This window comes from Peptacetobacter sp. AB800, from assembly GCF_047807365.1.
Taxonomy (GTDB): domain Bacteria; phylum Bacillota; class Clostridia; order Peptostreptococcales; family Peptostreptococcaceae; genus Peptacetobacter.
This window is the reverse complement of the sequence record NZ_JBLOUI010000001.1, coordinates 38,807-54,403: the sequence shown is the minus strand read 5'-3', so window position 1 is coordinate 54,403 and position 15,597 is coordinate 38,807. Positions and strand designations below refer to the sequence as shown.

The window sequence follows — 15,597 nt, the reverse complement described above, 5'->3', positions numbered from 1 at the left end:
TAAATAGTATAATACAAAAAACGAAATCAGTAAATCAATAAAATATTTGTATTGGAAATAAAAAAATAGACTATATTTATCGAAAAAAAATATTGTGTGAAAACGTTGAATTGTCAAAAAATATTTGCAGAGAATCTTCATATGGTATATAATAAGAAAATAAAAAATACGAATATTTTTTTTATCAAAATAAAAAAAGTACAGAAAACCATAAAAAACACTTTAAAGAAAAGAGGACATACTATGGAAAAAGAACTACTATATACAATAGAAAAAGACGAGCATACAAAAGAAGATATCAAAAGAATACTTGAGGAAAATCCTAATATAAAATTTGTATCATTAATGGGAGTAGACCTTGGGGGAAATGCAACTGATGAAAAAATACCAGTTAAATTTCTACTTGATGATATAGATGATTTCTTAGCTTCAGCAGTGCAGACTGATGGGTCAAGTGTTGAGCTTTACAATATAGCTACTTTAAATAATGCAAAAGTCGATCTTATGCCAGACAGAGATTGTAGATGGTATGTAGATTACAATATGGAATTTATAGATGATAAAACTGGATTACCAGTAGGTACATTAAAAATACCGGCATTCTTAATACATGATAACAAAAAAGTTTGCTCAAGAGGTATACTTCAGAAAGCGGACAAATATTTTAAAGAATCTTTAATGGATATATTCAGAACTTATCCAAAAGTTCTAGAAAACTTAGGAATAGATTCAGCTGATGATATAGAGGAAGTTGGTCTTACTGCAGCAACAGAGCTTGAATTCTGGGTAAATACACCTGAAGATAAAGCAGACCTTGAAAAACTATATGTATCTCAGAGTTTAAAAGAACAGTACTGGAAAAGAACTCACGGCGTTATAAGAACTTGTCTAGAAGAATCGCTAATAATACTTGGAAAAATGGGAATAGACCCAGAAATGGCTCATAAAGAAGTTGGTGGGATACCAAGTTCTATAAGTATAGAAGGTAAGACTAATCACGCTATGGAACAGCTAGAAATATCATGGAAATTCTCTACACCACTACAGGCAGCTGACAACGAGCTATTAGTTAGAGATGTCGTAGAAGATGTATTTACTGCTCATGGGCTAGAAGTTACATTTAAAGCTAAACCAATAGACGGTGTTGCAGGAAATGGTGGACATACTCATTTTGGTGTTAGTGTGTTATTAAAAGATGGAAGTAGAAAAAATGTATTTGCTCCAGTAGATATGAAAAATGATTATTTAAGTATAGCAGGATATGGAGCGCTTATGGGTATGCTTTACAATTATGAAGTTATAAATCCATTTGTAACATCATCAATAGACGGATTCAATAGATTAGTGCCTGGATTTGAAGCTCCTATATGTATAGTAACTTCTTTAGGGCATACTTATGAACAGCCTTCAAGAAACAGATCTGTACTAGTAGGGTTAATAAGAGATATGAGAAACCCTAAAACATTAAGATTTGAACTTAGATCTCCAAACCCATTATCAAATAAATACCTTGTTATAGCAGCAGGATATCAGGCTATGATAGAAGGTATAAGAGCTGCTGCAGAAAGTGGATTTGGTCCAAAAGAATTAGAAAAAGAATTATCTAAACAGCCAGGTGAAGAAGGATTCTACCTAGAAAAAGATAGAGCATACAGAGATGAACACGATATATTTGAATACTACAGTGAAGAAGAAAGAAGAAAAAGATTTGGAAATCCTCCAGCTACAGTATTTGAAAATATGAAAAATATAGAAAAATTCTCATATAAATTAAAATGCTTAAAACAGGGTGGAGTATTTACAGATGATGTTATTCAGTCATTTAAAGTTGGAGCTATAGATAAATGGCAGAAAAAATTAAAAACAAGATTAATAGAGCAGAATATAACAAGAATAAGAGCTCTTAAAAAACTTCATACACCAGAAAATATGGATGCAATAGATGAAGTTATATGGAAATCAATATCTGATATGAAATATGATTTAATGAAGGATACTCTTACAAAAGAATCTTTATTTACTAGAGTTAGAAATGCTGTAGATAATAAAGAATATGCAGAAGCATCAAGACTTCAGTTAGAAATGAAAAAGAAAATGAACGATATAGAACAGCTATATCTAAAATATAAAAAGAATATATATTAATATTTAAAAAGGTTGTTGCAAATTTGTAACAACCTTTTTTACACAAAAAAAGACTGCATGAAACAGTCTCTTTTGTCTATTTATTACCTTGGTATTTTTCTAATAGTTTTTCTAAATAAAGGGCTATATTTTCAGGATATATCGTCTGTCTAAATTGTTCTATATTGTGATTCATAAATGATAGTATAGAATTAGATTTACCAGAGGCTATATTTTTTAACATCTCTCTTAAATCTTTTTCATCGCTGTACATAAGACCGATTCCCTTATCTATAATAAACTTACCATTTTCTATTTCCTGACCAAGTCTTGGTATTTTTACCATAAGAGGAGTCTTTGTGTATATAGCTTCAAAAAGAGTTGCTCCACCAGGTTTTGTCATCATTAAATCATGACTTTTTAAAAGTTCATCCATATTATTTACATAACCTAAAACCTTTATATTTTGTAAAGGGTCTTTTTCGGTTAAATTATTATAAAGCTTTTTATTTGTACCAGTGACTATAGTGACTTCTAAGGATTTTCCTTCCTCAGTTGAAATAAATTCGTCAATCCATCTCATAAAGTCTTCAGATATATCAAATAATCCACGACCACCACCTAGAATAATTATTCTATATTTTCCTGGGAAATGTTCTTTTTCTTCAACTCTAAATTTACTGCTTATAGGAACTCCTACTACCTCAACCTTATCTGGTGAAATTCCTCTCTGCATAAATCTATTTTTTATTTCTATAGATGGTACAAAATATAGCTCTGTATTTTCAAAAATCCACTCCATACTATCGACAACATCTGTAATTACTGTAGCAGCTGGTATAAAGTATCCTTCATCAGAATTTCTGAAGTTGTTTACACATGCTGCGGCAAGAGGAAATGTTGATATTATAAGATCTGGATTTAAGTCTTCTATAAACTTAGACAACTTTGGAGTATATACCTTATGAGCTATATCGTACTTTGATGAAAAAGATTTTTTTAGATAGTAGTAGCAGTTATAAAGCTCTGGTGTATACTTTGTGTTATTTTCATAGAATTTTACCATAGGTTTATTTAGCTTTGGAACACTTGCATCTATGAAGTTTCTTATAACTATATTTACATTTTCCTCATCTTTTAAAATAGAGTCCTTTATAGCATTAGCAGCACTTACATGTCCAGCACCGAAGCCAGCAGTAAGAATAAGTATTGTTTTACCTGAAAGAATAGACAAGTTATCACTCCTAACCTTAAAAATATATTATTTCAATGTTTTTTCTCTTTCAAAAACTTTTGCACCTAATTTTGTTAAATCTTGTAGATAGTATTCAAACATAACGCCATCGTTTCTACTTATATCAAAATTAGAAGTATATTCTATAGCATTAGTAACAAAATCTATGGCTGTATTTACGGCAAACTCGAAATCAAATCCACCTGTAATCATACCGCTGACTATAGATGCAAAAATATCACCTGTACCGCTGTAAGATGATTTTAAATAATTTTTTGAAATAAATGTTTTTTTGTTTGTATCTCTATCGTATACGAAGTTTGTTATTGTTTTTTTATTATCTTCATGAATTCCAGTGATTACAACCTTTGAAGGACCCATTTCAGATATTTGTTTTGCGATATCTTCAATATCATCTCTTGTAAGAGTATCGTACTCACTAGATTTTCCAGTAAGAAGACAGGCCTCTGTTATATTAGGTGTAGTTAAATCTGCAAGTTTAACAAGTTCTTTTATTTCATGAATTATTTTTTCTGAGAAAACAGAGTATATCTGTCCTTCATCTCCCATAACAGGATCGACAACAATAAAAGCGTTTGGATTTTTAGAGATAAATTCTATAACAAGATCTATCTGCTCAATAGATCCTAAAAATCCACTGTAGATTGTATCAAAAGAAAGATTTAATTTTTTCCATGTGTCTGTATAGTTTTTCATTTCAGAAGTGAAATCCAAAAATGTAAAATGTGGATATCCAGTCTGAGATGACAGAATAGCTGTTGGAAGAGGGCAGCATTGTACTCCTAAAGCTGAAATTATAGGTATAGCAACAGTAAGTGAACATTTACCTATACCTGAAAGATCGTTGATTGCTGCAATTTTTTTCTGCATTTTATCCTCCTAAAATATTTTTTACTTAACAAGAATAATTTTATCATACTATAGAAAGCTTTGAAATTAAAATTTAAAGACAAATGCAAATGTATGGATACAGTAAAAAAAGTTAAATACATTAAAAATCAGAAAATAAATAATATTTGACATAAAAGTACATTATATGTTAATATTAGATATAGGCTTATTTAGTTGATATATATTTGAAATTTATTTTATAATATTGTTAAATGGATATAATTAAATAGCTTAAGTGTTTTAGTTCTAGGAGGATTTACTAATTATGAAAACTGGTGTAGTAAAATGGTTTAACAACGAAAAAGGATTTGGATTTATATCTGTAGAAGGAGAAGATGATGTATTCGTACATTTCTCAGCTATACAGACTGAAGGATACAAATCATTAGAAGAAGGACAGAAAGTTGAATTTGAAGTAGTAGATGGTGCAAAAGGACCTCAGGCTGCTAATGTAGTTAAATTATAATAATAATTTGGATTATGAATAAATTCATATAGATGAGTTCGATATTCTAGAAAAGGGAACTACTTTGTAGTTTCCTTTTTTATTGCAAAAAATTATAATTATATGTTTTTTAGAATATTTTAATAAGTAAAATTAAATGACAATAAATTAATACAAAAATTATAGATAATGTGATAGAATATATATGACTATATAGACTGAAAAAAACGATTTTAGTTAAGAAAATAAAGTCATACTATAATTTATAAGATTAAAGGTTTAAGTTGGGAAATGATTGGAAGGAGAGGGTATTATGAACGTATTGTTCTTTTTAACTCCAAAAACTGATGTAGCATATGTGTCAGAAAATGATTCATTAAGACAAGTAATGGAAAAAATGGATTATTATAAATACTCTGCAGTTCCTATATTAGGTGAAGACGGAAAATATAAGGGCACTATAACAGAGGGAGATCTACTTTGGAAGATAAAGCAGGATGGAAAATTTGATATTAAAGAAATGGAAGATATATCTGTTATGAGTATAGACAGAAGGGTAGAGAATATAACTGTAAATATTAATAAGAATATAGAAGAGCTTGTTCTTAAGTTAATGGACCAGAACTTTATCCCTGTAGTCGACGATGACGATATATTTATAGGAATAGTAAAAAGAAGAGATATAATAGAATACTTCTTTAATAGAGATATAAAAAATCATGAAGTTGAAAAAATCGAAATCTAAATAAATAATAAAGAAATAGAGCTTTTATGGCTCTATTTTTTTGTATAAAATTATATAAGATGTAAATATGATGCTTAATTATTCCCAAAATGATAAAATAAATATAAAAACAGTAAAAAAGATATACTAATAGAGTTAATTTGTTGGAAAAGTATGATATAATAAATAATAAAGTTTTTTAATGGAGGGGAACAAATGAAAAAAATAGACAATATATCTGATAGAGAGCTATATGAAAAAATGGATTATCTAAAGTTGCTTTCAAAGCTTTATCCTAATATATCAAAAGCCAGCACAGAGATTATAAATTTAGAGGCAATATTAAACCTTCCAAAGGGGACAGAGCATTTCATAACAGATATACATGGTGAATATGAGCCATTTGTGCATGTGTTAAAAAATGGTTCTGGTGTAATTAAAAGAAAAATAGATGAATTATTTGATGGAGAGCTTATGGAGGATGAAAAGAAAAAACTAGCTACATTAGTGTATTATCCTGAGCAGAAGCTTGAATATATAGAAAAAGAAGCAGAAAATATAGATGATTTCTATAGAATAAATATGTATAGATTAATAAAATTATGTAAGTATGCATCTAGTAAATATACTAGATCTAAGGTTAGAAAGCTACTTCCAGATGATTTTAAATATATAATAGAAGAACTACTTCACGAACATATGAACAGTGAACATAAAGAAAAATATTATAAAAGTATAATTGAAACTATAATAGAAACAGACAGAGCTAAAGATTTTATAATAGCTATTTCTGAATTGATACAGAAATTGGTTGTAGATAGACTCCACGTTATAGGGGATATTTTTGACAGAGGACCTAGACCAGATATAATAGTAGATAAATTAATGCAACATCATTGTGTGGATATCCAGTGGGGTAACCACGATATTTTATGGATGGGTGCAGCTTCAGGCGAAAAGACTTGTGTTGCAAATGCACTTAGAATATCAGCTAGATATGCTAATCTAGATGTTGTGGAGGATATTTATGGAATAAACTTACTTCCTCTTGCCACTTTTGCAATAGAAACATATGGAGATGACCCATGTCTACAGTTTATGCCTAAAATAGGTGATGAAGAAGTATCTACTACAGAAAAAACTTTAATGGCTAAAATGCACAAGGCAATAAGTATAATACAGTTCAAACTAGAGGGCGAAGTAATTAGAAGAAGACCTGAATTTGAAATGGAGCACAGATTGCTTCTTAATATGATAGACTATGAAAATGGTACTATAAGAATAAAGGGAAAAAATTACGCACTAAAAGATACTAATTTCCCAACTATAGATCCTAAAGACCCATACAAACTTACTCCAGAGGAAAAAGATGTAATAGAAAAAGTTACAAGATCATTTAGAACAAGTGATAAACTTCAAAGACATGTTGAGTTTTTATTCTCAAAGGGAAGCATATTCCTAAAAGCGAATTCAAATCTGCTTATACACGCTTGTATTCCTCTTAATAAAGATGGAAGCTTTATGTCTATGAAATTAAAAGGAAAAACATATTCTGGTAGAGAGCTTATGATACAGATGGAAAATATAGCGAGAGAAGGATTTATATCTAGAGATTCAGATCCGGATAAACAGTATGGACAGGATATAATGTGGTATATGTGGACTGGAAAATGCTCATCACTATTTGGAAAAGACGATATGACTACATTTGAAAGATATTTTATAGAAGAAAAAGAAACTCATGTAGAAAACAAAAACCCATACTATACACTTAGAGAAGACGAGGATATTTGTAAAAAATTATTTGATGAATTTGAGTTAGATATAAACGACTCTCATATAATAAACGGACATGTACCAGTAAAATCTAAGAGCGGAGAAAGTCCAATAAAAGCAAATGGTAAAATACTTGTAATCGATGGTGGATTCTCAAAAGCATATCAAGATAAAACTGGTATAGCAGGATATACATTAATATACAACTCTAAAACTATGCAGCTTGTATCTCACCAGCCATTTAGCTCTATGGAAGAAGCCATTTGCGATGAAAACGACATAATATCTACTACAGTTGTCGTTGAACACAAGGCTGAGAGAAAGATGGTAAGAGATACAGACGAAGGTAAGAGAATGCAGAATGAAATAGATGAGTTAAAAATGCTATTAAAAGCATACCAGAAAGGTTTAATAAAACAGAAATACAATATATAGTAAACTTTAAAAATTTATAAATATAGTATCTCCTATGGCAGTTAAAGTGCTATTCAGCAATGTTGCAATCGGAGAATACTTCAGAAGCTTCGTTGCGTATTCAACAATAGTAATATCTCTAATAATGAACATACACAACGAAAAACAAGGGGTCTCAGACTAAACATAAAATAAAATTATCAATTTTATTTTAGAAAAGTCCTTGACCACAGAAAATAGCTAGAGCACTAATATAAATATAAAATGCCTTTGTAGTGTTTTAATTTTGTATTTAAGAACTGAAAAGATATAAAAATATGTTATAAAGAATTTTAAAAAAGCCCATTCTTTTTGATTGGGATTATGAATAATTCGATATCGACAATCTGGAGGCGACCCACAACATTGAAATGTGTTAGTTTAATGGGTGGGTCGCCGAAGCCTGGAGATGAGAATATTCATAATTTCAATCTAGAAAAAGAAGGGCTTTTTAAATTCTTATAACATCCATTTTATAGATTTTCAGTTCTATATTTTTCCATTATTTCTCCAAATATTTCAGCTGCAGAAGGAGGAGTGTATGTTATTGCATTTGCTCCAGCATCAATAGTTTCTATAATTGATTCTGGAGAGTTTCCACCTGTAGCTATTATTGGGATGAAAGGATGGTCTTTCCTAATTTTTCTAACAAGAGAGGCAGTATCTTTTCCAGCAGATACATTTAAAATAGTTGCACCTGCAGCAATTCTAGCTTCTATGTCTTCCTGATCGTGGCAAATAGTGACAACTATAGGTATGCTTATAGTGTCCTTCATCTCGCTTATTAGAGCATTTTTTGCAGGAGAATTAAGAACAACTCCAAATGCACCGTGAAGCTCTGCATCTAATGCTATTGCTAGAGATCTATTCCCTGTAGTTATTCCACCGCCAACACCACAAAATACTGGAGAAGGAGATACATCCATTACCGCTTCATTTATAGATTGTTGTGGAGTGAATGGGTAGACGGCTAGTACAGCGTCTGCATTATTATTTTTTATTATTGATATATCAGTAGAAAAGATAAGTGATTTTATTCTCTTTCCAAATATAATTATTCCGCTGGCTCTATCAATTTCCTTTTGAACACATACGATTTTATTTTTTAACTTTGATTCTATAACTGGAACTAAAGAATCTTCAGCAGATGTAAGTCTATAGACCATGTTTTCGTTTAATTTAAGATTTTCCATTAATTGCCAATATCTCCTTTTCAAGTTTAATCTATAATATTTTTAATATTTAATAGTCATTATTCAATGATATCATAAAAGTTAATTGCTAGAAATAAAAATTTATTACAATTCTTGCAAAAAACGTATTCTAAGTAATAGCGTTGTATAATAAAAAATTTTTAAGAACATATAATAGATACAGTTGTAATATACTCTTATTAAATCATCTAATTAGTGATATAATAATATATATTAAATGATAAAATTGGAGGTACTATGAAGAAATATACACTTATATCGCCATGCTTTTTTGGAATGGAAAAAATGCTGGCTACAGAAATAAAAAATTTAGGATTTGAGATAGAAAAAACAGAAGATGGAAGGGTAACTTACAAAACAGGTGAAGACGGTATAGCTAAAGCTAATATGTGGCTAAGATGTGCTGAAAGGGTAAATCTTAAAGTTGCAGAATTTGAAGCTAGAACATTCGATGAGCTTTATGAAAATACAAAGAGAATAAACTGGTCAAAATATATACCTTATGGTGCACAGTTCCCAGTATCAAAAGCATCATCAATAAAATCTAAACTATTCAGTACAACTGATGTGCAGTCAATAGTTAAAAAAGCTATTGTTGATAATTTAAAGAGATCATACTTAGAAAGTGGAAGATTAAAAGAGGATAAAGAAAAATATCCTATATACGTGTTTATCCACAAGGACAAAGTAACGATATCAATAGATACTACAGGAGATGCACTTCATAAGAGAGGATACAGAGAAAAGGCTAATAAAGCTCCTATAAGAGAAACTTTAGCAGCAGGGATAATGTATCTAACTCCATGGAGACCAGGAAGAACTCTAGTAGACCCTATGTGTGGTTCAGGGACTATACTTATAGAAGCTGCCATGATGGGATTAAACATGGCTCCAGGGCTTAACAGAGAATTTATCTCTGAAAAATGGAGAACAATAGATAAAAAAATCTGGTGGGATACTAGAAGAGAAGCATTTGACCAGATGAACGAAGACTTAGACTTTAAGATTTATGGATATGATATAGACCCAGAAAGTATAGAAATAGCAAAAGAAAATGCTGAAATAGCGGGTGTTGCAGATTATATAGAATTTGCTGTTGCAGATGCTACAGAATTTAAAAGCGATGAGGAATATGGATTTATAGTTACAAATCCACCTTATGGTGAAAGACTTGAAAGTGAAGAATCTGTAAAATTACTTTATAAAGAATTAGGTTATGCGTTTAGAAGACTAAAAAATTGGTCATATTATCTAATAACTTCTTTTGAAGAATTTGAGTATGAATTTGGTCAGGAAGCAACTAAAAAAAGAAAACTTTACAATGGTATGCTAAAAACATATCTTTATCAGTATCCAGGACCAAAACCACCTAGAAAAGAGAAAACTGAAGAAAAATAAGGGGGGATTAGATGAAAAAACTAATCAAGCTTATGTTGCTTACGGTTGTACTATTACTTACAACTACAGGGTGTAGCACAAGCACAAAATCTCCAGAAAAATTACTTACAAAGCCTAATTATGATGAGGAAAAAGCACTTTTAAACTCTGGAATATCAAAAGTTCTTTATCAAAATGTAAACTTAATATTCCCAGAGAACCTAAAAGAGAGTGGAAAAATAAATTACGTTGATTTAGATGAGGATGGGAAGAACGAAATTGTAGCCTTTCAGAAAAAAGAAAAAATCAACTCTGATAGTAAGGTTGGATTCTTGATTTTAAGAGAGGACAATGAAAGTTATTCTTTCTTAGAAGATGGTGTCGTACTTGAAAAAGGGGATAAGATAGAGTACGGTGGATTTTACGATTTAGATGGAGATGGAAATAAAGAAATAATTATGCAGTACAAAGATCAAGATGATATATCGAGATTAAAAGTTTATGCATTTAAAGATAATAAAATAACTTTAAAATATCAGTTAGATGAAATATTCGGCGAAGGAAATGTAATACCTAAACTAGCTTTAAATCCACATGATACAGGCAATACAACGGTATCTGTTGGAGATGTAGATAGCAAAAAAATAAAAATAAGCTATATAAATGACGACAACAACATGGATATGATAGTACTAGGATACAATTCTAATAATAGAGTATTAAAAATAAGCCTAGTACAGTTTACTTCTGAGCGGGCTATTGTAAAAGACGTAAAGACAGTAGATGATGTAAATGGAATATCTGAGGCATATATAACTATAGGAAATATATCTAAGTATGAAAAGGGTATAATTTTAGACATACCAATAGGAAAAGATGGCGCTGTTGGAACAGAGGTTATGTATGTCAAAAACAACAAATTTATTACTGTGGCTAGCTGCAAGGATGAAAATATGAAAAAGGCATACTATGTTCCAGTAGGAGATATGAATAAGGATAATATAATAGATATCCCTTCAATCTCGCCAAATAGATCATCATTTATAGATAAGGCATACGCATATATTACGTATTATCAGTGGAATGGTAATCTAGATGAAAATAATATGGAAATTATAGGACAAAACTACTACAACTATCAGTATAATTTTAGATTTAGCGTGCCTAAAGAAATGCAAAATATACTTTATACTGAGCAAAAATATGAAGGTGAAAAAATTCAATTAGAATTTAAAGCGACTAATATTAAAACAGGAACGTCGGAAACAGCGTTTACTGTAGTAGTAAAACCTAAATCAGGAACTATAGATGATAAAAAAGGCTTAACTAATTCAAAATATATCGTACAAGTATTAGAAAATGAAGATTATAGCTACGATATTATCATAAATAACAGAAAACTTTTAAAAGATTATGGAGTAGAAGAGAAAAAACTAAAAGAAAGCTTTTCTAATACATATGAGTAAATATATAGAAGGGGGAATAGTAGGATGAAAGAAAAGATTTTAATTCTTGAAGATGAAATCGGAATAAGAAGCTTTGTAAGTATAAATCTAAAGAGAGAAGGTTACGACATAATAGAAGCTGGAACAGGTCGGGAAGCTATAGAAAAAATAGATTCTGAAGATGGAATAGCAATAGCTTTATTAGACGTTATGCTTCCTGATATGAGCGGAATAGAAGTATGTAAATACATAAGAGCTAAATATGATCAGGTAGGGATAATAATGCTTACAGCAAAATCTCAGGAAGAAGATAAAATAGAAGGCTTTATGTCTGGAGCTGATGATTACATGGTAAAACCATTCAGTATAAAAGAATTAATGGTTAGAGTATCAGCTCTTATCAGAAGGGTTAGAAAAGAAAGTGCACCTGCTAAAAACAGCGAAATAGATTTACGGCCATTCCTATTAGATGTGGATAAAAGAAAGCTTTACAAAAATGGAGAAGAAATAGAATTAACACCTACAGAATTCTCTATAGTTAAATATCTTATGTCTAATGCAAAACAGTCTTTAAGTAGAGAAAAAATACTTGAAGAGGTTTGGGGAACAAACTATTTATATGATTTTAAAATAGTAGACGTAAATATAAGAAGAATAAGAAATAAAATAGAGGACGATCCTTCAAAACCAAAATATATACAGACTATTTGGGGCTATGGTTACTGTTTTAGAAAGGAAGAGTAAATGTTACATTTTGAAGGTTTAAGAAAAAAGATTATCAAAAACTATTTTGTAATAATAATAGTAGTAGTGACACTTTTTGAAGGTCTGTTTATGTTCTATGTGCAGAACTACTATTACAACTCAGTAAGACAGACATTAGAGTCTAGGGTAGAGTATATAAATGGTTCATATAATACGGTATCTATGGAATCCGTAAGCTTTGAAGATAAGGTAAATAGTATTTACGAAAAGCAAATGAATGATAAAAATACTAAATACGGAATTTCTATAATAGATAAAAATAGAAATATGATATTAGACCAGTATGGCTTTAAAACTCACGAAAAAGTAAACTTTATCGACGTGAATAGAGCTTTGAGAAATGGTAAAAATTTAGTCCCATATACATATAAAATAGCATCAACTGACGAACATGTAATGAGTATTGCGGTTCCATTAAAAGTTAATAATGTTGTAGAAGGTGCTGTTAGGTATACAGTTTCTCTAGATGCAATAGATAGAGAGATAATAAAGCTTATGGCATGGTTGATTATGATAGGGGTTGTAATACTTATAATCGCTATAGGAATCAGTTTGAAATTTGCCGAAAGTTTAATAACACCTCTTACAGAGCTTAAAAAATTTGCAAGTGAATTATCTTGTGGAAATTACAATGTTAAGCTAAAAAACAACAAGATTGTAGATGACGAAATAGGTGAGCTTGCAGAAACATTTGAAAAAATGGCAATAGAAATCGACAAGAATGAAAAATTAAAGAACGAGTTTATATCTTCAATATCTCATGAGCTTAGAACACCGCTTACATCTATAAAAGGATGGAGTGAAACTCTTGGATACGAGGGAATTAACAAAGAAGAGCTAGATATGGGGCTTGGAATAATTCAGGATGAAACAGAAAGACTTATCAAGCTCGTTGAAGAATTATTAGACTTCTCTAGACTTTCATCACAGAGAATAAAACTAGTGATAGATTCTGTAGATGTTGAAGGACTGGTTGTAGGGGTTATCAATCAGCTAAAAGTAAAAGCAGCTGAAAAGGATATTAGACTATTATTCGAGTTTGAATGTGGTGAGGTTAAAAACATACAGGGCGATAAAAATAGATTAAGACAGGTTCTTATTAACCTAGTTCAGAATTCACTTAAATTCACAGATGTTGGAGGATTTATAAAAATAACAGTAAATCAGGATAGTGAGTATACTACAATATCAGTTACTGACAATGGATCAGGAATAGACAAAGAAAATCTTAAAAGAGTATTTGATAAATTCTTCCAGGAAGACTACAATAAATCTGGTAGTGGATTAGGTCTTGCTATAAGTAACGAGATAGTAAAACTACACAACGGTGAAATGAGCATAGAAAGTAAGAAAAATGTCGGTACTTCTATAACATTTACCCTTAAAAATAAATTAATAAATAATATTTAAAAAATATAGCGATATTTTAAAAATTTCTGATAATTTGTGTTGACACGAAAGAAAATATGATTTATTATATAAACATATTAAAAAATAAATGAGTAATCGTTGAAAAAGAAAGTAACTCAGAGAGATTTTATAGAGAGCAGGGGACGGTGGAAGCCTTGTATTGATATCTGGAGTGAATAGAGCTTTGGAGATTGTTGTGAAAGTCTTAAAAGATATAAGCAACAGGTAATCCTGCCTTAAAGGAAAGAGTGGATAGTATTTACTATCAATTAGAGTGGTAACGCGGATTATAATTCGTCTCTTGGTTTTCCAAGAGGCGATTTTTTTTATACTCAAACCAAACTAATTGAATTAATAATCTATCAAAGAGAGTGGTACCACGGAAATATTCGTCTCTCAGTGAAAATTTCACTGAGGGACTTTTTTTATTACCTAATTATCACAAATTTAAAAAGAAAAATATAGAATTAAAAAATTAAAAAAAGGAAGAGAACAAAGGGAGGAAATTAAAATGAAAGAAAAAGTTGTATTAGCATATTCAGGAGGATTAGACACATCAATAACTATACCTTGGTTAAAAGAAAACTACGATGATATAGAAGTTATAGCTTGCTGTGGAAATGTTGGACAGGATGACAATATGGAAGATGTTTACAAAAAAGCATTAGAAAGTGGAGCATCAAAAGCATATGTAGACGATATATCAGAAGAATTTGTAACAACTACAATATATGCAGCTATAAAAGCTGAAGCTAAATACGAAGGAAAATACTTATTAGGAACTTCACTTGCTAGACCTATAATAGCTAAAAAACTAGTTGAAGTGGCTCATAAAGAAGGAGCAAAATATATCTGCCATGGATGTACAGGAAAAGGAAATGACCAGGTTAGATTTGAAGCTACAATCGCAGCACTAGATCCAACTATAAAAGTAATAGCACCTTGGAGAATATGGGACATAAAATCTAGAGAAGATGCTATAGACTACGCTAATGAACATGGAATAAAAGTAAAAGCTACAAAAGAAAAAATATATTCAGAAGATGCTAACCTTTGGCATGTATCAACTGAAGGTGGGGATATAGAACACCTTGAAAACGAACACAAAGAAGATATATACAAAGAATGTGTTACTCCAGAACAGGCTTGTGATACACCAGAATACGCAGAAATATACTTTGAAAAAGGTGTGCCTAAAAAATTAAATGGTGTTGAAATGGCTCCAGTAGAATTAATTCAGGCAGTAAATGCACTTGGTAAAAAACATGGTATAGGAATAATAGACATAGTAGAAAACAGATTAGTTGGTATGAAATCAAGAGGAATATATGAAACTCCAGGAGGAACAATTCTTTACGAAGCTCACAACATATTAGAAAGTGCTTGTATAGATAAAGAAACTCTTCACTTCAAACAGAGAGTAGCTATAAAATTCGGTGAGCTTATATACGATGGATTATGGTACTCAAAATTAAGAGAAGCAATAGAAGCATTCATGGATTGCACTCAGGAAAATGTAACTGGTACAGTTAAAGTTAAACTATACAAAGGAAACATAAAACCTGCAGGAATATTTGCAGACTCTCCACTATACGATGAAAGTATATCTTCATTCGGAAATAGTGAATACTATGACCACCACGATGCAGAAGGATTCATAAATCTATTTACATTACCTCTAAAAATTAGAGCTATGAAAGAAGGAAAATAAGCAAAAA

General features: G+C 30.4%; 13 protein-coding genes and 1 other annotated feature. Of the genes, 10 read left to right on the top strand and 3 right to left on the bottom strand.

Annotation, left to right across the window (positions count from 1 at the left end):
- The first annotated feature begins 243 nt into the window (after positions 1 to 243).
- Positions 244 to 2,145 (top strand): glutamine synthetase, encoded by a 1,902-nt coding sequence (locus tag ACK2WN_RS00250; RefSeq protein ID WP_416154509.1) that lies wholly within the window; start codon positions 244 to 246, stop codon positions 2,143 to 2,145.
- Between the two features lie 76 nt (positions 2,146 to 2,221).
- Here the strand turns inward: ACK2WN_RS00250 and ACK2WN_RS00245 are convergent, their stop codons facing one another.
- A complete protein-coding gene (locus tag ACK2WN_RS00245) occupies positions 2,222 to 3,358 on the bottom strand; it encodes an MGDG synthase family glycosyltransferase (protein ID WP_416154508.1) in 1,137 nt (378 codons plus the stop codon).
- Positions 3,359 to 3,385: 27 nt separating this feature from the next.
- Positions 3,386 to 4,249, bottom strand: a complete 864-nt coding sequence (locus ACK2WN_RS00240) for a pyridoxamine kinase (protein WP_416154507.1) — start codon at positions 4,247 to 4,249, stop codon at positions 3,386 to 3,388.
- Positions 4,250 to 4,535: 286 nt separating this feature from the next.
- On the opposite strand from ACK2WN_RS00240, the gene ACK2WN_RS00235 reads away from it, so the two are divergent.
- The 4 genes from ACK2WN_RS00235 (at position 4,536) to ACK2WN_RS00220 (ending at position 7,813) form a co-directional block, all read left to right on the top strand.
- Complete coding sequence (locus ACK2WN_RS00235; protein WP_006440166.1) at positions 4,536 to 4,736, top strand: cold-shock protein; 201 nt, start codon at positions 4,536 to 4,538, stop codon at positions 4,734 to 4,736.
- Positions 4,737 to 5,028: 292 nt separating this feature from the next.
- Entirely contained in the window at positions 5,029 to 5,460 is a 432-nt protein-coding gene (locus ACK2WN_RS00230; RefSeq protein WP_416154506.1) for a CBS domain-containing protein, read from the top strand.
- A gap of 195 nt (positions 5,461 to 5,655) precedes the next feature.
- The gene (locus tag ACK2WN_RS00225; protein WP_416154505.1) at positions 5,656 to 7,650 is read left to right on the top strand and encodes a fructose-1,6-bisphosphatase; all 1,995 of its coding nucleotides are present in this window, start codon (positions 5,656 to 5,658) and stop codon (positions 7,648 to 7,650) included.
- A 34-nt stretch (positions 7,651 to 7,684) separates the two neighbouring features.
- Positions 7,685 to 7,813: a hypothetical protein gene (locus ACK2WN_RS00220; RefSeq protein WP_416154504.1), complete on the top strand. Its 129-nt coding sequence runs from the start codon at positions 7,685 to 7,687 to the stop codon at positions 7,811 to 7,813.
- A gap of 328 nt (positions 7,814 to 8,141) precedes the next feature.
- Here the strand turns inward: ACK2WN_RS00220 and ACK2WN_RS00215 are convergent, their stop codons facing one another.
- Positions 8,142 to 8,861 carry a hydrolase gene (locus ACK2WN_RS00215; protein WP_416154503.1) on the bottom strand — a complete coding sequence of 240 codons (720 nt, stop codon included), beginning with the start codon at positions 8,859 to 8,861 and terminating at the stop codon, positions 8,142 to 8,144.
- Between the two features lie 258 nt (positions 8,862 to 9,119).
- Here ACK2WN_RS00215 and ACK2WN_RS00210 point away from each other — a divergent pair, with 258 nt between their 5' ends.
- The 5 genes from ACK2WN_RS00210 to ACK2WN_RS00190 all read left to right on the top strand — a co-directional run bounded on the left by ACK2WN_RS00210 (position 9,120) and on the right by ACK2WN_RS00190 (position 15,590).
- A complete protein-coding gene (locus ACK2WN_RS00210; protein WP_416154502.1) occupies positions 9,120 to 10,280 on the top strand; it encodes a THUMP domain-containing class I SAM-dependent RNA methyltransferase in 1,161 nt (386 codons plus the stop codon).
- An 11-nt stretch (positions 10,281 to 10,291) separates the two neighbouring features.
- Positions 10,292 to 11,725, top strand: coding sequence for a hypothetical protein (locus ACK2WN_RS00205; RefSeq protein ID WP_329999153.1), 1,434 nt, complete (start codon positions 10,292 to 10,294; stop codon positions 11,723 to 11,725).
- Positions 11,726 to 11,749: 24 nt separating this feature from the next.
- Complete coding sequence (gene walR, locus ACK2WN_RS00200; RefSeq protein ID WP_118548039.1) at positions 11,750 to 12,448, top strand: cell wall metabolism DNA-binding response regulator WalR; 699 nt, start codon at positions 11,750 to 11,752, stop codon at positions 12,446 to 12,448.
- Positions 12,449 to 13,879, top strand: coding sequence for a sensor histidine kinase (locus ACK2WN_RS00195; protein ID WP_300530144.1), 1,431 nt, complete (start codon positions 12,449 to 12,451; stop codon positions 13,877 to 13,879).
- 90 nt (positions 13,880 to 13,969) lie between these two features.
- Positions 13,970 to 14,184: a binding site (T-box leader), on the top strand.
- A 206-nt stretch (positions 14,185 to 14,390) separates the two neighbouring features.
- Positions 14,391 to 15,590: an argininosuccinate synthase gene (locus ACK2WN_RS00190; RefSeq protein WP_006440177.1), complete on the top strand. Its 1,200-nt coding sequence runs from the start codon at positions 14,391 to 14,393 to the stop codon at positions 15,588 to 15,590.
- Positions 15,591 to 15,597: the final 7 nt, after the last annotated feature.